17 protein-coding genes and 1 pseudogene are annotated in these 15,976 nt (G+C 56.8%); 9 read left to right on the top strand and 9 right to left on the bottom strand.

Translation table 11 applies throughout. The annotated features are described in order from the left end of the window. Positions 1–55 precede the first annotated feature (55 nt). The 4 genes from AC13RC_RS07490 to AC13RC_RS07475 all read right to left on the bottom strand — a co-directional run bounded on the left by AC13RC_RS07490 (position 56) and on the right by AC13RC_RS07475 (position 4,054). Positions 56–466: a hypothetical protein gene (locus tag AC13RC_RS07490; protein WP_488556840.1), complete on the bottom strand. Its 411-nt coding sequence runs from the start codon at positions 464–466 to the stop codon at positions 56–58. Between the two features lie 864 nt (positions 467–1,330). Next, positions 1,331–2,293, bottom strand: coding sequence for a class 1 fructose-bisphosphatase (locus tag AC13RC_RS07485; RefSeq protein ID WP_488556839.1), 963 nt, complete (start codon positions 2,291–2,293; stop codon positions 1,331–1,333). Between the two features lie 135 nt (positions 2,294–2,428). Further along, complete coding sequence (locus AC13RC_RS07480; protein ID WP_173004553.1) at positions 2,429–2,602, bottom strand: hypothetical protein; 174 nt, start codon at positions 2,600–2,602, stop codon at positions 2,429–2,431. A 237-nt stretch (positions 2,603–2,839) separates the two neighbouring features. Further along, positions 2,840–4,054, bottom strand: a complete 1,215-nt coding sequence (locus AC13RC_RS07475; protein WP_113353144.1) for a pyridoxal phosphate-dependent aminotransferase — start codon at positions 4,052–4,054, stop codon at positions 2,840–2,842. Between the two features lie 109 nt (positions 4,055–4,163). Between AC13RC_RS07475 and AC13RC_RS07470 the strand changes: the two genes are divergently transcribed. From AC13RC_RS07470 to AC13RC_RS07435, 8 genes are all read left to right on the top strand, one after another. After that, on the top strand, positions 4,164–5,033 hold the full coding sequence (locus tag AC13RC_RS07470) for a LysR family transcriptional regulator (protein WP_113353143.1): 870 nt from the start codon (positions 4,164–4,166) through the stop codon (positions 5,031–5,033). A gap of 19 nt (positions 5,034–5,052) precedes the next feature. Then, positions 5,053–5,820 (top strand): aspartate dehydrogenase domain-containing protein, encoded by a 768-nt coding sequence (locus tag AC13RC_RS07465; RefSeq protein WP_113388666.1) that lies wholly within the window; start codon positions 5,053–5,055, stop codon positions 5,818–5,820. A gap of 204 nt (positions 5,821–6,024) precedes the next feature. Beyond that, complete coding sequence (locus tag AC13RC_RS07460) at positions 6,025–6,408, top strand: helix-turn-helix domain-containing protein (RefSeq protein ID WP_113353141.1); 384 nt, start codon at positions 6,025–6,027, stop codon at positions 6,406–6,408. 9 nt (positions 6,409–6,417) lie between these two features. Then, positions 6,418–8,223: a hypothetical protein gene (locus AC13RC_RS07455; RefSeq protein WP_113353140.1), complete on the top strand. Its 1,806-nt coding sequence runs from the start codon at positions 6,418–6,420 to the stop codon at positions 8,221–8,223. A 284-nt stretch (positions 8,224–8,507) separates the two neighbouring features. Further along, a complete protein-coding gene (locus AC13RC_RS07450) occupies positions 8,508–9,641 on the top strand; it encodes a YcaO-like family protein (protein ID WP_269244244.1) in 1,134 nt (377 codons plus the stop codon). Further along, on the top strand, positions 9,638–10,342 hold the full coding sequence (locus AC13RC_RS07445; RefSeq protein ID WP_113353137.1) for a TfuA-like protein: 705 nt from the start codon (positions 9,638–9,640) through the stop codon (positions 10,340–10,342). Before AC13RC_RS07450 ends, AC13RC_RS07445 begins: the two co-directional genes overlap by 4 nt. A gap of 49 nt (positions 10,343–10,391) precedes the next feature. Further along, positions 10,392–10,670 carry a hypothetical protein gene (locus tag AC13RC_RS07440; RefSeq protein ID WP_233788514.1) on the top strand — a complete coding sequence of 93 codons (279 nt, stop codon included), beginning with the start codon at positions 10,392–10,394 and terminating at the stop codon, positions 10,668–10,670. A 465-nt stretch (positions 10,671–11,135) separates the two neighbouring features. After that, positions 11,136–11,441 carry a hypothetical protein gene (locus AC13RC_RS07435; RefSeq protein WP_162748831.1) on the top strand — a complete coding sequence of 102 codons (306 nt, stop codon included), beginning with the start codon at positions 11,136–11,138 and terminating at the stop codon, positions 11,439–11,441. A gap of 10 nt (positions 11,442–11,451) precedes the next feature. On the opposite strand, the pseudogene AC13RC_RS07430 reads toward AC13RC_RS07435, so the two are convergent. Together AC13RC_RS07430 and AC13RC_RS07425 are read right to left on the bottom strand one after the other, a co-directional pair. Next, positions 11,452–11,700: pseudogene (locus AC13RC_RS07430) on the bottom strand (helix-turn-helix domain-containing protein); the annotation flags it as partial. Between the two features lie 273 nt (positions 11,701–11,973). Then, positions 11,974–12,339 (bottom strand): winged helix-turn-helix transcriptional regulator, encoded by a 366-nt coding sequence (locus tag AC13RC_RS07425; protein WP_113388687.1) that lies wholly within the window; start codon positions 12,337–12,339, stop codon positions 11,974–11,976. A gap of 177 nt (positions 12,340–12,516) precedes the next feature. On the opposite strand from AC13RC_RS07425, the gene AC13RC_RS07420 reads away from it, so the two are divergent. Then, positions 12,517–13,230 carry an SDR family NAD(P)-dependent oxidoreductase gene (locus AC13RC_RS07420; RefSeq protein WP_113353131.1) on the top strand — a complete coding sequence of 238 codons (714 nt, stop codon included), beginning with the start codon at positions 12,517–12,519 and terminating at the stop codon, positions 13,228–13,230. Positions 13,231–13,492: 262 nt separating this feature from the next. Here the strand turns inward: AC13RC_RS07420 and AC13RC_RS07415 are convergent, their stop codons facing one another. From AC13RC_RS07415 to AC13RC_RS07405, 3 genes are all read right to left on the bottom strand, one after another. Continuing rightward, positions 13,493–14,473: an SDR family oxidoreductase gene (locus AC13RC_RS07415; RefSeq protein WP_152094067.1), complete on the bottom strand. Its 981-nt coding sequence runs from the start codon at positions 14,471–14,473 to the stop codon at positions 13,493–13,495. Positions 14,474–14,642: 169 nt separating this feature from the next. Beyond that, positions 14,643–15,284, bottom strand: coding sequence for an NrsF family protein (locus AC13RC_RS07410; protein ID WP_152095197.1), 642 nt, complete (start codon positions 15,282–15,284; stop codon positions 14,643–14,645). Next, complete coding sequence (locus AC13RC_RS07405) at positions 15,271–15,828, bottom strand: sigma-70 family RNA polymerase sigma factor (RefSeq protein WP_488556838.1); 558 nt, start codon at positions 15,826–15,828, stop codon at positions 15,271–15,273. Before AC13RC_RS07405 ends, AC13RC_RS07410 begins: the two co-directional genes overlap by 14 nt. Positions 15,829–15,976 lie beyond the last annotated feature (148 nt).

Genomic DNA, 15,976 nt, shown 5'->3' with positions numbered 1-15,976 from the left:
TAGCAGCCGAAACGTGAGATTAAACACGCGCATGCTCGGCAGGATCGCGGAAGACTTAATCGGCTACAGAATTGAGGACACGGCAGAGATTGTCGCTCATGTTGGGAGCGACTTGGCCCTGCGGCATCATGAAAAGCGCATCAACCCGGCTGCCCTTGCCGCTCTTTCTGACGACGACGCGCAGGGTCTGAGGCCGACCCGAACCGGTCGTTTCCTGCTGCGCGGTTAGCGTGCCGAGCTGCTTCTCGACATTCACATCCACAAAACCTTCGGCCAGGACCGCCCGCGAAACCTTATCAAAGGCGACGGCTGGGCTGATTGACGGGAATTCCATCCAGGTCTTATAGGTCACGCCGGTTACAAGCGGAACGCCGGTGCTCTGATAGTGTTGCGAGCATGGGCTGGCGGCGGCGGGGCCGAGAGAAATAGTGGCGAACGCAAAAGCGTAGAAAGCTGTCTTATACAAAGCGAAAACGTCCTCTGTTGATGATACGACGATAGATCTATGGGGCAGGGCTAGGACAGTCGCGGTGGCCGACCCCACGTGCCGTGCTGCGGCGCGGTTCGTGGCGAAGCTGGCGATTAAATTCATCTTTTCACCGATTCTGCTGCCAACAGCATATTGGTGCGGCCTGGATCATCGGCCGACGTCAATGCGAGCGCCTTCTGAAAATCGGCCAATGCGGACCTGAAGGCCGATTTGCATCGATAAACTTCGGGCGATCGCTCCGTATATGTCGTTCGGTTCGATCAACCTCATAGGCAGAAGGTCGGACCTGATTGAGCCATCGCCTGGTGGATAGGATAAAAGGACCAAGCGCCGCGCTGCTTGCTTCTGTGTCGAACTCGATGGGAGCATCGTCACGCGATATACAATCGCAGTTGTTGTCGCTGACCCAAGCATGAAACCGATCTTTTTCGGGAAAGTCGAGTATTGAGAAATTGAACATGAAGGTCGAAGGCGTCCGGTTCACGGGAACTGTCTACTTTCAGGCCTATGGCCTTTGAGCGATAAATAGAGCAACCGGAGAATGTGGCAATGGGCGCGCGATCAAACGTTTTGCGTGTTCGCGCAAAATCTCGTTCGGAGCCGATTATCCGAACATCTGTGCCCTCGCCATTCGATGCAAGAAGACCATGACGGCATTGATGGCCGACATGCTGAAGGCGCTTTTACCGGAAGCCGCCGCTGCGCGCGTCGCTTCGATCCTCATGATACTTCTCGGCGGTGCAACGATCGACACGCGCGCTTTTCATGATCCGATCATCGCGACAAAGGCGTGGAGTGGGAGCGGGTGCTCGCCCGTTCAAGCGGAATTCTGTTCGGTTGCTACACCGTCTCGATGGTCCGCTCGACACAATACGCGCGGCTGATCTTTTCGACCTCCTGGCGCGAGCCAAAAATCACCGGAACCCGCTGGTGCAAGGAAGTTGGTTCGATGTCGAGGATCGCGGTCTTCCCGGCAATGGCGGAACCGCCCGCGGCTTCGACCAGAAAGCCGATAGGATTTGCCTCATAAAGCAGACGCAAACGGCCGCCGGAGGCAGGCTTGCTTCGATCAGCGGGATAGAGAAAGATTCCGCCGCGGTTGAAGATGCGATGTGTGTCGGCAACCATCGAACCGACCCAACGCATATTGTACCCAGGAGTTCCAATGGACCTGTCGACATATCCGGTAATGACGTCGTCCCAGGACGGGCGACGTGCCGCGTTAATCGCAAACTCCTTGGTTTCCGGAACGATCTTGGCGTTCGCGGTCGTCATCACGTAGACGTCGTATTGGTCGAGCGTGAAAATCTGTACGCCATCTCCGATCGCAAGCACGAGATTGGTTTGCGGCCCGTAAGCCGCGTACCCCGCAGCCAACTGACTGCGGCCGCTTTTCAGGATCTCAGCCGCGGAGCTAGCCTCGACGATGGAAAAGATCGTTCCGACCGTTACGTTGACATCGAGATTGGAGGATCCATCGAGCGGATCGAAGATCATCGCATATCTGCCAGCGGGATGAATGAGCACTTCGGCATCGAGTTCTTCCGATACGGCAAATGCGACCGCCGGCGATTTACGGCATGCCTCGAGCATGATCTCGTTGGAAAGTATATCGAGCGGTTTCTGCGTCTCGCCCTGAACGTTGACAGCATCGGTCGCGCCCGTCAGGCCTGACAATGACGAGCTTCTGAGCTTGTTCGAAATCTGCCGGGTAGCCTCGGCAATATTGCGAAGGATGGCGACCATGTCCTCATTCAACAATGTTCCCTTATGGGCATCGAGATAGGCTTCGAATGTCGTCATCAATGTCTTTCTCCTGCGGAAGTGTATCGTTATGGAATCAAGCAATGCCGGGCGGATGCCAACAACGCGGCCTGCGCCGAGGTCAAGCTTCGGATCTCCACACTCGAAACAGGCTTAATGGAGGAACGATCAGGTCTACCACGCGGTCCGGGCGGTGCTGAGCGCATATGAAAGGCACGACGAAACGTGCGCGGCGAGGGGTTTGACGGTGATGGCGCAGTTTCCTGGACAGAACAGCTTATGCGCGTTCAGGTGCTTCAGCAGCTCATCGACAGTACGTTTGTCTGTAAGCGGAAATGAAATCGTCATTGCGCGTTTCCTGAGAACGGACAGAACAGCTGAGGCAATTAGGGGTGATTTTCTTCGCGCCGCAACAAGAATTTTTTAATACGCAAATTAAAATCGATTAGCTTCGTATCTCGCTTTTTTAAAATCGATTTAAAAGCTGCGCGGTCGGATTTGACCTCCGCACGGAGCTCATGATGGGTGTTGTCCACTCGATATCCGCGAGCAGGGAGCCTTCATGCTATATTGCGGAGCTCTGTTTCATGCGCGATATCGATCGACAAGCGAAACGAGCCGCTCCACCGCGGCTACTGCGGCAGCGTGGTCCTGCGAGAAGTTCAGGCGCACACTGCTGTCGCAGAAAGGGCTGAACTCGGTGCCGGGCGTTACGATGACGCTTGCCTGCAACCGGAGGATCCGCACGAAATCCCTGCCGCTGACGGCAAGGGGAGGCAATTGCGGGAATATATAGCTTCCTGCCTCGGTGGTGCGAACCTTGATATCCTTGCCGGCGCGAAATAGCCCGAGGAGATCGTCCCGAATGGCCTCATGTTCGCGCACGCGCCGATCCATCCAGCCTTGCGGTTCGTTGAACCAAGTACGGAAAACCGCCTGACTATAGCCGCCGGCGCGCAAGGATACGATCGCCTGCAGCTTTTCCATCCGGTTGATGATCGCCTTCGAGCCGAAGGCGACGCCCAAACGGTAACCGCTCAGCGACTCTGTCTTCGAGGGCCCCATGATGGTGATCACGTTTTCCGCGTCGACGGCTTCCGCGCGCAAATGCGCATAATCGACGCCGGAATAGAGCAGCCGCGAATAAAGCTGGTCTACGATGATGGTCGCGCCATAACGGCTGGCCAGCGATGCGATCGTCTTGATTTCTTCGCGCGAATAAACGACGCCGGCCGGGTTGTTCGGATTGGAAAACAGGAAAACTTTCGCCCCGGCCGCGAAGGCATCTTCCAGCTGGCCGAGGTCGAGACCCGCACGCCCCTCGACATTCAGGTAGTCCATCTGAATGGGCATCATATGGCCCTCGCAGAATTCCACCAGCTTGCGGTTGGCGAAATAATCCGGCTGCACCACCGCGACCTTGTCGCCATGGGCGACGGTGGAGGCGACGGCGAGGAACAGTGCGCCCTGCGTGCCGGGCGTCAGAATCATGCCATCGGCGGGGTCGACCGGGGCGGCTGTGAAGCTCGCAAGACTAGGCGCAAGCTGCTCGCGGATCGAGAGATCACCGCGGTATTCGGTATAGGCCTGCTTGCCGCCGGCCTCCACCCCAGCGGTGAAGACTTCGAAAGAGCCTGGCGTCGGCGTAAACGCATCGACGTCACCATGGGAAAAATCGACCTGACGTCCCGCGATCCGTTCACCCCGCAACAGCGCTTCGATGCCTTCGACCTGCTGGCGCACTTCCTGGCCTGGCGCGGCGTCGGTGCCCATGCGCTCGAACTTGGCTTGAATGGTCATTGAAACTCCTTCTATCGGCGAGGGCGTAAGACTGGAAAGCTAGGATAGCCTGGATTTAAAGCAATAAAATATGCTTGCCAGTTTCTTCAGAAGATAGAAAATATATCTTATGGACACGAAATTCCTCGAAAGCTTCCTCATCGTCGCCGAATGCGGATCGGTCGCCGAAGCCGCGCGGCGCTTGAATATGACGCCGGCGGCGGTCGCTCAGCGCATAAGGGCGCTGGAGACGGAGCTCGGGCAGCCATTGGTTTCTCGCGTGGGGCGCACGGTCCGACCCACTGCGGCGGGACTTGCCGTGCAGAGCCATGGACCGGCGCTTGTGCGCATGGCAAGGGACCTACGAGCAATAGCTGCGGGCGATCTCCCGAGCGGGCAGCTTCGCCTCGGTGCGACGGCGACGGCCATGACGGGTCTCATTCCCCAGATTACCGCGGCCCTCAGCGAGCGATTTCGGCAGATCGACTATTTCCTGCAGCCGGGTTCGTCTGTGAACCTTTATCATGCGGTTCTGTCAGGTGAGCTGGACGCCGCTCTCATCATCGAGCCGCAATTTCCGATTCCGAAAGCATTCGGCTGGTCGACCATCCGGCGCGAACCTTTGGTCTTGCTGGCGCCCGCGGACCTGGAAATTCACGATTTTCATCTCGCGCTTACGCAGCAGCCCTTCATTCGTTATGACCGCAATCAGTGGGGAGGCCAGATCGTCGACCGTTATCTGCGCCGTCATGCCATCAGCGTGCGCGAATGGGCGGAACTGGACGCACTGGATGCCATTGCGGCATTGGTCGATCGCGGACTGGGCGTCGCGCTCGTTCCCGACTGGGCTCCGCCGTGGCCGGAGGGACTGCGCCTGCAAAAACATCGCATGGAAGATGGCGAGCTTCGCAATATGGGAGTGCTGTGGGCGAATTCCGGCCCACGGATTGCGGCCATTCGCGCGTTTGTCGAGGCCTGTGAAGGGATCTCCAAAACTTGAAATCCATGTGGAGGGAACAATGAAATATAGAACTATAGGAATTATCGGCGCAGGCGTGATCGGCAGGAGCCTGTTCGACTATGTCAGCAGTCTGGATGGGGTCGAGGTCGCTTATATTCTCGTATCCGACAAGGACAAATACACGCAGAACGCCGCCATAGCTGCATTCGTCACGGATGAGGCCGAATATGCGCTCGACCGGAAGGCGGACCTTGTGCTCGAATGCGCGACGCCGGCTCTCCTGGGTATGCTGGGGCCGGACATCCTCGCCCATTCGGACCTCTGCGGATTCAGTTGCTCCGCGTTGGCGGATCGTACCTTGGAGGCGGCGATGCATGCGGCAGCCAGCAGGAGCGGACGACGCTTCTTCGTTCCCCACGGCGCCGTTCTCGGTCTCGATGGTCTGCGCGATGGTCGTGAGCAGATCGAAGAAGTAGTGATAACCACGACGAAAAGCGGCGCGAGCCTAGGTCAGCCGGCCGATGCCAGCGGAACGCTCTTCGATGGCTCGACCCGCGAAGCCTGCATGCGGTTTCCGCGCAACGTCAATGTCCATGCCGCCGTTGCCTTTGCGGGGATCGGTTTCGACCGTACCCGCAGCATCGTTGTCGCCGATCCCGATACGAAAGCGATGCGACACCATATAGCGGTTTCCGGCAGGGGTCTCGAATGGGATATTTCGGTGAGTTCGCAGTCGCTCGGCGGTGTGACCGGCTCCTATACCCCAGCCTCGGCCATCGGATCGCTGAAGAGAATTCTCGGCGCCGATGTTTTCGCCAACGCCTGACATTGTACGGCAGCCGGGAACTGCTGCGAAAAGACATCGCCGAGGCGGCTGCAACCGCCAAGAACGATTTCGCCATTGTCTTGATACGATGATCGGAAACGCCCTGCCGCTGTGTAAAATTGACTTTGAGTGTCTTGCTGGAAGATTGTGAATTCAAGGGAAACCTGCGAACATGAAAGAAGTTTCTCTTCTGGCGGTTCCCTCATGGACAAAAAAACCGATGCGATCGATGTCGAGGTTGGATTACGTATCCGATTGCGTCGGGAGGAATTGTCAATCGCGCAGGATGCATTGGCCGAGAAGCTTCGCATAAGCCCTCTACAGCTCGACAGATGCGAACGCGGCATCGAAAAAATCAGCGCTGGCCGCCTTCTGCGCATTTCAGAACTCCTCGCTGTACCGGTCATGTTTTTCTTCGAAAGTGCATCGGACGACGCCTTTCCCTCCAAGGAGGCGCTGGCCGATTTTCGACTTGCGAAGCATCATAAGGCGGTTCTACGCACGGCCTTGTCCGGGATCGAGGATAAGCGTTTGCGGGCGAAGATCCTCGCTTTCGTGCAATCATCCGAACCCGACAACGAGCGCTGACCTGGCAAGATGACATTTCATTTAACGACACTCGGCAGCTGCGCCCTTTATGATGAGATGGGCGATCGCGTGAACGTGCCGAAGCAGGCTCTGCTCATGCTGGTCTATCTCTACGACCGTCGGCAGCCGATGCCGCGGAAAGATTTGGCGGCTTTTCTTTGGTCCAGCAATCTTCAGGCCGCCGGCGCCAATTTGAGGTCGACCCTGCTGCGTTTGGCGACTGCGACGTCCAAATCCTCCCAGCCGCTGATCGGCGGTGTCACGACGGACATTACCTTGAACTTCAACGCGTTGCGGTGCGATCTGGATAGCATCGAAAATGCGTCCGGCGTTGCCAAGCTCAGCGTACTCGCCGATGCCGTCGCCAAGACGTTTCTACCGGCTTACGGCAATGGCTCCGGAGCTGTGGCTATCTGGGTACGCGATGTTCGGGCACGGTTTGCACGGGAGCTGCGAGCAGAATTCTTCAAGGCGATGAGCCAACCTTCCTTGTCTCAAAATCGCGGCGAATTGAAGCGTGCAGCCATGCTTCTGCTGGACTGGGACCAGACCGATGATGAAGTCAGGGTCGCGCTCGGTGAAAAAATCACCTCCTACAGTCAGTTGATTAGCGTAACGAGAGATCCGAATCCCGGCCCGTCGGCTCAGGATACGATTGCGATCACCGACAACGCAGTGCCACGTATCGCTCTGCTTCCTCCCGAGACCCTGGAGGATTCGGAGCGTGCCGGATCAGTCGCCAATGCTGTCATCGAAGATCTGACGATCAGTCTTTGTGTCGATCGAAGCGTATCCGTAGTCGCGCCCTATACCGCTGAGCAGATTCGCTCCTCAAACGACAAGGCCGGACTTCTCAAGCAACATAATGTTGTCTACGCGCTCGATACCAAGAGAACGGGCGACAGCCTTTTCGCGCAGCTGATTTTCATGCCGCGCGACGAAATTGTCTGGGCAACGCGCGTCCAGCTGGACAATGCGGCCATAACAGAACAGCGCAACGCGATCGCCACTGCGATCCAGCACTCCATCATCGAGCGTGTGGGAGCCTTCCACCACATCGTTTCTGACTTTAGCTGCAAGCCGGAAGCCTATTTTGCCTATCTTGAGGGCGTACAATGTCTGTCCCGCCTGAGCCTTCAGAATGTCCGTCGCGCGCGCAAGCATTTTAAGGAGGCGCTCGAGCACGAGCGGGGTTTTGCAGCGGCACTTGCGGGCATTGCCAGAACCTTGACGATGGAATGGGTTCTGACGGCGCGCGGCGATGGCGATCTATTGCATCAAGCGGAAAAAATGGCGGCCGATGCAATCCGGGATGACAACCAGTTTGCCGGAGGCTTCAAGGAAATCGGCGTCACCAGGCTCTACCGGGGAAATATCGACGGCAGCCTCGAGGCCTTGTCGAATGCCGAGAACCTAAGCCCGCATTATGCTGATGTCATTTGCAGCCACGCCGACAGTCTCACCCATGGCGCCAATCCAAGAGCAGCGTTGGCGAAAGTTGCAACGGCTCTTGATCTCAATCCCCTTGCTCCGGACTATTATTATTGGACCGCGGCAGGAGCTAGCTATTTCATTGGGGAATATACCCAAACGCTGGCCTATCTGGACAGAATGAGAGACGCGGGACCAGCAAGCAGGCTTGCGGCGGCAAGTTGGGCAATGCTGGGGGATCTCGCGAAGGCCAAGATGTATCGACAGCGCACCCTGCGCGACAATCCGAATTTCGATCTTGAGGCATGGCTATCCATGATTCCAATCAAGGAAGAGTGGCAGATTGAGCATTACAGGGAAGGCCTTGTGAAGGCCGGTTTTTGAGAGGTAGAGATTATGGCAAGGGCAGTTCTGATTGGAATTAAGGGTGAAAAGGGACTTTGGTTGGCTGACCTCGAAAAGGGGACCATCGTTCGATACACGCGGCGACTGACGGGCGATCTGGGGAAGGCTGAATCCTGGCGAGCCAAAGGGATTAGAGTGGAGAAAGATGTCGATTTCGCTGTGGCGTTGTCGTCGGCAAGTGACGTGGCTTCGGGCCTCTTTGAAGGCTAGGTACTCGTCGATCGGTGTCAAGCAACTTTAGAGCATTCCCGCCTGGCGAAACCTTGTCGAGGGTTTGGCCCTATCTGGGACGACTTGGCATAACCCGTGTTGGCCGACAGACCGAGCTCGATCGCATAGGCATTCCCGTTTGGTGCGCCTATGCCCCGAATTCCAGGGCGATCGTCATCGCTCAAGGCAAAGGCCTTGACGACGTCTCCGCAAAGACATCCGCGGTGATGGAAGCGATCGAACGATCGGTCGCGACCCAACCCTATTGTTCAGCGCTCATGGCAAGCCAGAATGAGCTTGCCGCAAGTGGCCATGCCACGGATTGCCTGGAAGATCTGCTGGCGATCGGCGCGCAACCGATAGAGACCATGGAACAGATCAGATGGTCTCAAGCCCACGATCTGGCAAAGAACGCCTCGATATTCGTACCTTTCGAGGCCGTTCATCTTGACCGGACGCATGTCAGCCCGCGATTTTGGGTATCATCAGATGGACTGGCATCGGGGAATACTTGGCACGAGGCGGTCCTGCACGGGTTGCTGGAGCGGGTAGAGCGGGATGCTTGCGTCCTCTGGAATATTGGCGATCCGGCGTGCCGGCATGCGCGCCGGATCGATCCGCATAGCATTGAAGATGAGGGTATTCGCGAGATGCTGGAGAAGATTTTCTCGGCCGACTTCGATCTCGCCCTTTTCGATGTGACGAGCGATCTGGCCGTTGCCTCCATCGTCGCGCTGCTGCGGCCGAAAGGCGATGACGGCTCGCTCAGATATGTCGACTTGACCATGGGGGCAGGGGCATCCTTGTCCCCCGATGTGGCAGCAGCCCGCGCCATTTCCGAGGCTGTGCAGTCGCGGATGACCTTCATCGCCGGGGCCAGAGATGATCTTATCCCGGAGCTGTTCTCACGCCGCGCCGATCCCGACCATCTGCAGTCGTTTCAGGCGCGATGCTCGACGAGCCTGGCCGAACTGCCGACGATGTCGGCCACGTCGGCGCAAGATGCGCTCGACCAGCTTATCGAGACGCTTTTGGAATGCGGAGTTGACCAGCTTTATGCTATCGAGCTGGCACCTGAATGGCTACCGGCATCGGTCGCAAAGGTTTTCGCGCCGCAACTTGAGCATCCAGACGGGGATCGCCGCATTCGTCTCGGCAGCCGGGCATTGTCAAAGGGTTTCCTATGAAAGTGATCTTCGTGGGTCCGAGCCTCCCCGATGCAGAAACGTTCGCCGATGACACAATGGTCATACGGCCGCCGGCATCCCAGGGCGACGTTGTCAGAGCACTTGAGAATGGCGCGACCGCTATCGGTCTTGTCGACGGCCAGTTCGAGTTCGTCGCGCCGGTCTGGCACAAGGAGCTGCTCTTTGCCCTATCCCAGGGCCTTCCCGTGCTCGGAGCAGCCAGCATGGGAGCGCTCCGCGCGGTGGAGTGCCAGGCCTACGGCATGGTCGGCATCGGGAGGATATTCGGTGACTATGCCTCCGGACTCCGGGAGGAGGATGCGGATGTCGCTCTCCTTCATGGCCCAGCGGAATTGGGCTATCCCCCTTTGTCGGTGCCGTTGGTCAATGTCGATGCGACACTAGAGACTGCGATTGACCAGGCCATTATCGGCAAGGAAGAGGCTCTGCGGCTCTCCCGGGCGGCACGACGTCTATTCTTCAAGGATCGGACCTGGAGACGTCTTGCCGAAACTGCCGATATGGACATAGGGCAGGTGAGGGCTCTCGTCGCAACAGCATGGACTGATCAAAAGCGCGACGATGCCATAGAGCTTATACGCGCCATTGCCAGGGCACCGTTGCTGGCACCTATAACGGACTGGTCATTCAATGCAACTCCGCTGTGGCGCAAACTTTTCCCACAATTTTACCGTATATAATTTATTCCAAAATACAGGCACTGCGTGTGCAACGCTTTTGCAACGCACCGTGTCGATCGAAATATGCCAATCTACCCCAACGAAATCATTTGTTGGGGTTTTAAAAGTGACTGATTTTGAGGAACAGGAACGCCAGGGAGAGATTTTGGCGCTTGCAAAAATGATGCAGTATGCCGGAGGCGTCGCAAGTGAGCTGAACGCATCGCAGGCCGTATTCCTTATAAACGCCGCACAAGCTGCTCTTCTTTCGCTTTTGGAAACCGAGTTCCCGAGGCTGTCCGGCGAGCATCTGAACGGGCTTGTCGGCGACGCACGTGGTCACTGTTAGCAAGCTCTGGTCTTTCTCTTATCAACGATTGATGTCGCGCTGACACACGGAAACTTCGAGAGATCCAGTTTGCTGAGAAGAATACTAACCAGGGTGGGATGGTCCGTGAGAAAAGTAAGCTCCACCGATACGGCAGGCATCGTCGCGGATTTCAAAGAAGGGAATATGAGGGTTGCGTTCGTAATATTTGGAGCAATCATCGCTGCATGGCTTGCGATTGCCTACAATATCTGCCGTTCGCTGAACTGGCTCTGATCCAAGGCTAAGAATAGGAATCGTGAAGCGACCCCGATCACGCTGGCAAGACAATCGTTGATAGTGCCTATCGCTGTCGCAATTTCATGCTTGATACCGCCGAGTGTGCTGGTCCACCCCCAAACTCTATGGGCACGGTCAACGGCGGAAAGAACCTAGGAGAACTCGGCCGGCATACGTGGGGTTGCCGACAGTCTCGCGGTGGAGACGATGATGGAAAGGTTGCAACGCCTCGCAAAAGGCGCTTTATCGCAAAGCGAGCTCGAAGTCATAAAGCGGGTGTTCGACTTAGCTACGACACAGAGCTGGTTCGATGACGCTGAATACAGCCGGGAGGGCTTTGCCGTCGCGTTGATCGACCTGTTTCGATGTGGAATAGTCAATCCGACCCAGCTCGAAAAGATCGCGCTGTTCTGGGCATTGAGCGACTTTTCCCAGACAATGTCGAGCACTCAGCGAGCTAAGCTGAGATCGCTCTACGGCGGATGCGAGATAGAGAGAGAGGTTTCCTGTTGAAAGGAGCCTAGCACAGTTGGCGTCGTAGTTTCCTCAAGCGCCCGCGGCGTTCCTTGGCGATATCATCGGTAAGCATAGAGAAGTAGCCGCTATATCGCGGAAACTCGCAGTCATGGAACATGTTACGTAGCTCCCGGCTGATCGTCGAGCGGTCGCGGTCAAGGGTGCGGGCGATTTCCGCCTGGCTGATCTTCTTCTCATGCATCCGCGCGATGACGCGACGTTCGTCCATACTCAACTGCACAAAAGAGCGGGCCATTCCATCCTCCTCAAATAATGGCCATTATTGTCTTCGTTGCATTTGAAATTGGAATCTGCCCCGCTACACGGTTTTCGCACGTAAGATTTATTATGGAACATAAGCGCCGTGTATCTACTTCATCTTCAAGGGCAAAGTGTCGCCCGAACAGCAGCACGATCGCGCACGCGCTCGCCACGATCATCTTCTGCATCTTTCCAGGATGGCTTGCTGGCAAGCTGAAGATGATGCGCGTCGAACATGCCAGACCGTATCGAGAGCGTCGGCCGCCCATCAGAACGTTTCCCCGGTTGAAGTCGAGGTCCTGCGGTCATACTCCTCTTGAGACTGTTCCATGGCCGCGCCGTTCGCCATCGCCCATTGGTAGAGCGCCGCGAAGGGCTCGCGAAGAGACTCGGCCATTGGCGTGATGGAGTACTCGACGCCCACCGGGGCTGTCGGCAAAACATGCCTTCGAACGAGTCCGTTTCTCTCGAGACGCTTGAGCGCATCCGCGAGGGCCTTGTGCGTTATACCGTCGAGACGACGCATGATCTCGTTGAAACGGGACGGTTTCGTGCAGAGTACGCTTAGGATCAGGAGTGACCACTTATTTGCGACTTGCTCGAGCACCGGCCTTGCCCTTCTTGCATCGATCATTGCCTCGTCGATCAACTTCTTTGTCGACTTTTGGGTCCGCCCCGCGGTTGCGGTTCTCGTATCGATAGAACTTGGCACTGATATACTTTCCTATATCTGATTTACACACGGTGCGTATTTCGCACTAGATATAGGAACTATATCTGACTCCTCGTGTTCAATCGCAAGGAGTTCACGATGAGACTCGAAGACAAGATTTCAGTGGTTATTGGTGGTGGAAGCGGTATCGGAGCCGCGATCGCGGCTCGCTTTGCGGCCGAAGGGTCAATTGTCTACGCGACCAGCCGTAAGCCATTCGTGTCCCCTGACCAAGGCCGGATAATCCCGGTCGTTGCAGACGCCGGCCTCGCCTCCGATGTGAAGCAGCTATACGACCGGGTTCGCGAGGAACGCGGCGGAATTGACGTCTTGGTCTTGAACGCGGGCATGTCGGAATACGCAGAGCTCGGCGGCATCTCGGAAGATCTATACGATCGCATATTCGACCTAAACGTTCGCTCTCTCCTCTTTGCCGCACAGAACGCCTTGGAACTCATCCCTGATAACGGTTCGATCGTGTTGATCGGATCCATAGCCGATGCGATCGGTCCGAAAGGATACGGTGTCTACAGCGCGAGCAAGGCGGCGGTTCGATCGTTCACCCGCACCTGGGCAAACGAACTTGCCCCCAGAGGGATCCGCGTCAACGTCGTTAGCCCTGGACCTACGGACACGGCCATGATGGCGGCGACTACAGACGAAGTTCGTGCCGCACTTACCGGGATGATCCCGCTAGGCCGTCTCGGCAGACCTGATGAAGTGGCGGCGGCGGCGCTCTTCCTCGCAAGCAGCGAAAGCAGCTTCACGACCGGCGCGGAACTGTGTGTGGACGGCGGAGCTACCCAGGTTTGACTGTCCGGGGTCCAAGCCTGCCCTTCCCCTGAAGGCAGGATCTACAAAGCCGCCAGCCGCCGGTCAATCCGAGTTTCGGCTCAGTGTTGATATTGCCTCCAATCGACCCAGTCTGACACTTCACTCCGATCTTACAGAAGCAAAAGACCAATTCTTTCAAAAAGTTGGGAACGCAGCAGGTGATCGTAAAATGTGCAGCTGGGTCATTTTCAGCTGATAATCAACCGGCAATACGCTGAGCGTCGCTCGAGAGATGCCTGTCCTATCGCAGAGCGCTTTGTGCTGTGCAAATCCTGTCGATCAGAGCGTCGAGCTCACCCTTTGGGGGACGATTTTTGGAGAAGCGATGCTTCAAATGCATGATCGGTTCGGCGAGGATCTCTTCCAGGTTCTCGGCGCAGCTGAAGTCACCGGCAACGCGCTTGACCTTCGAATTGTCGAAGATCGCGGTCCAGGCCTTGTCGCCGACCAAAGGGCCTACCCAATCCGGATTATACTTGATCAGCGTATCCGTCGGTACGTGGACGATTTTCGCCTCGACACCCAGCAATCTGGCGATCGCCTTCTGAATATCATCCCATAAATGGGCGCGATCGGAGGTGATGTGGAAGATTTCGCTTAAAGCTGCCTGCTTGCCGAAAAGCCCAACGAAAGGCACTGCGAAATCGACCGAGCGCGTCAATGTCCACGGCGTGTGGCCATCACCCGCGACGATCGTGGGCTCGCCATCCAGCATGCGCCGCGCCATTATATCGCTGTCGCCCATCATGATCGGCAGGCCCGTGCGCACGGTGTGACTGGGGCGAACGATCGTCCAGGCCAGCCCCTTTGACGCCATCAGCAGCTCCTCGCAGGCGATCTTGGCCTGACTGTAGGGCCAGTAGGGATTGATGGCCGGCGTTTTTTCGGTGATGACATAGTGGCGTGCCGGTTTCTCATAAACCGAAGCCGAAGAGATGAAAATGTACTGGCCGCAATTGCCTGCAAACACCTCGATGTCTCGCGCGATCTGATCCGGCGTGAAAGCGATAAACTGGCATATGACGTCATAGTTGGCTCTGGCCAGATTAGCATAGGCAGCCGATCCGAGCTCGCCGGTGATCGAAGTCACGCCAGCAGGCAACGGGTCCCCTCTCAGGCCGCGGTTGTAGACACTGACGCGATGTCCCTCGCCAACAGCACGCTCGACGCAGGGATATGAGATTTGGCCGGTACCGCCAATGAAAAGCACGTTCAAAGCCATGTGAAGGACCTCAGCGTCTGATTGGTAGGATCAATGACTACCATTCATACCGCGAAAATGCCCGATCGTCTCCCGCTGATCACCCTCATGATGACCATCACCATCAAAAAATTGGGAAAGGCTTCAGATCGGCAGCATGCCTGCAGCACCTCGGCAGGTCAAAACGTACCTACCAACGTAGACTGAATTTGCCGACCAGGCTTCCGGCCAGCCCGCTCAGCAAGATGCCGAGCGTGTACCATATCGCGATGAATGGAATGCCGTTTTCGACGCAGGCCCAGGAGTAGACCCAGCCGCCGACGCCCCCGGCGCAAGCGCCTGCAACGAAACCGGCGAGTGCCGGGCGCGTGGGGGCTGCTCGTCTGAGAAACCACATGTTGGCGCAGAAAGCGGGAATGCCGAAAGCTATGATCAGGAAAGGGCAAAAGGACGCCGAATATCCGATGATCAAACCCGGATAGGATGAAGCCGGCGACAGCCCGAGTTGAGCGATGGCCAGAAGCGCGACGATGCCGAATGCCACGACCGGAACCCGAGCCATACTCCCAATCGAACCCTCTGGGCGCGCAACCCGTTCAAGGGCCACGATCGTCGCGCTCAGTAGTACGGCAGTATATAAGAACTTCACCCAAAACGCCGCCACCGTCACGTGGTGCAGATGCGGGCGAAAACTTAGCGATATCAGCAGTGCTATGGCCGCGCCGATCACGCCGACAATGATTGTAAGCGCAAGCCTCACTCGCAGCGCATGATGGCGAACCGGAGTGAGATCGCTTACCAGAGCGTCGATCAATTCATCATTTTTCGTCATTGGCAAAACCCAGCTTGCGTCCAATCGCGCGCATCCCTCGGTGAATGCTGACGCGAACCATTGCTTCCGACTGGCCGCTCTCGCTCGCGGCTTCAGCAGTGGTTTTGCCAGCAATCTTTACCTGGCGCAGAAGCTCCCTTTGTTTGGCAGGCAATTGGTCGAGAAGACGGTCGATGTCGAGGTGAGCAAAGAGTGTCTCCTCTCGAAATTCAGCGGCGATCTCGTCTTCCAAAGCAATTTCTACGCCTCTTCTGCTGCCATTTACCCTGAAGTGATCGATCAGCTTGTATTTCGCGATTTGGAAAAACCACGCGGTGAACGGCCGTTCCCGATCATAAGTAATGCGCCGGCTATGCACCGCCAAAAGCACCTCCTGGACCAGATCCTCGCCATCACGGTCCGCATTCGATCCAAGCCTCCTTCGATAAAATGCCAGAAGCAAATCTCGCAAAATGACGAGCAAGCGCCTGTATGCAGCCTCATCGCCGTCAAGCGAGAGAAGCATCAAGCCTTTCAGGACCTGTTCCGATACCGATTTCGTCATTCGCGTGCAGTCATTCGTTGATCGGCGCTATTTGTTACATCCCGAACCGGATTTTTTGTCGCCCTTCTTGCGATCACAACGGCGTGATCGCTGTAACGCATTCGCACAAGCGCCGAATGAAGGGGCGGAATTGAGGGACGATCGGTTG

Source organism: Martinezella sp. CNPSo 3890 (assembly GCF_057784455.1).
This window is presented reverse-complemented; position numbering and strand designations above follow the sequence as displayed.

Bases quoted from the DNA above. Each gene is read 5' to 3' on its own strand.
- AC13RC_RS07485 (WP_488556839.1), bottom strand. From the start codon at position 2,293: ATGACGACATTCGAAGCCTATCTCGATGCCCATAAGGGAACATTGTTG.
- AC13RC_RS07480 (WP_173004553.1), bottom strand. From the start codon at position 2,602: ATGACGATTTCATTTCCGCTTACAGACAAACGTACTGTCGATGAGCTG.
- AC13RC_RS07475 (WP_113353144.1), bottom strand. From the start codon at position 4,054: ATGACCATTCAAGCCAAGTTCGAGCGCATGGGCACCGACGCCGCGCCA.
- AC13RC_RS07470 (WP_113353143.1), top strand. From the start codon at position 4,164: ATGGACACGAAATTCCTCGAAAGCTTCCTCATCGTCGCCGAATGCGGA.
- AC13RC_RS07465 (WP_113388666.1), top strand. From the start codon at position 5,053: ATGAAATATAGAACTATAGGAATTATCGGCGCAGGCGTGATCGGCAGG.
- AC13RC_RS07460 (WP_113353141.1), top strand. From the start codon at position 6,025: ATGGACAAAAAAACCGATGCGATCGATGTCGAGGTTGGATTACGTATC.
- AC13RC_RS07455 (WP_113353140.1), top strand. From the start codon at position 6,418: ATGACATTTCATTTAACGACACTCGGCAGCTGCGCCCTTTATGATGAG.
- AC13RC_RS07445 (WP_113353137.1), top strand. From the start codon at position 9,638: ATGAAAGTGATCTTCGTGGGTCCGAGCCTCCCCGATGCAGAAACGTTC.
- AC13RC_RS07435 (WP_162748831.1), top strand. From the start codon at position 11,136: ATGATGGAAAGGTTGCAACGCCTCGCAAAAGGCGCTTTATCGCAAAGC.
- AC13RC_RS07425 (WP_113388687.1), bottom strand. From the start codon at position 12,339: ATGATCGATGCAAGAAGGGCAAGGCCGGTGCTCGAGCAAGTCGCAAAT.
- AC13RC_RS07420 (WP_113353131.1), top strand. From the start codon at position 12,517: ATGAGACTCGAAGACAAGATTTCAGTGGTTATTGGTGGTGGAAGCGGT.
- AC13RC_RS07415 (WP_152094067.1), bottom strand. From the start codon at position 14,473: ATGGCTTTGAACGTGCTTTTCATTGGCGGTACCGGCCAAATCTCATAT.
- AC13RC_RS07410 (WP_152095197.1), bottom strand. From the start codon at position 15,284: ATGACGAAAAATGATGAATTGATCGACGCTCTGGTAAGCGATCTCACT.
- AC13RC_RS07405 (WP_488556838.1), bottom strand. From the start codon at position 15,828: ATGACGAAATCGGTATCGGAACAGGTCCTGAAAGGCTTGATGCTTCTC.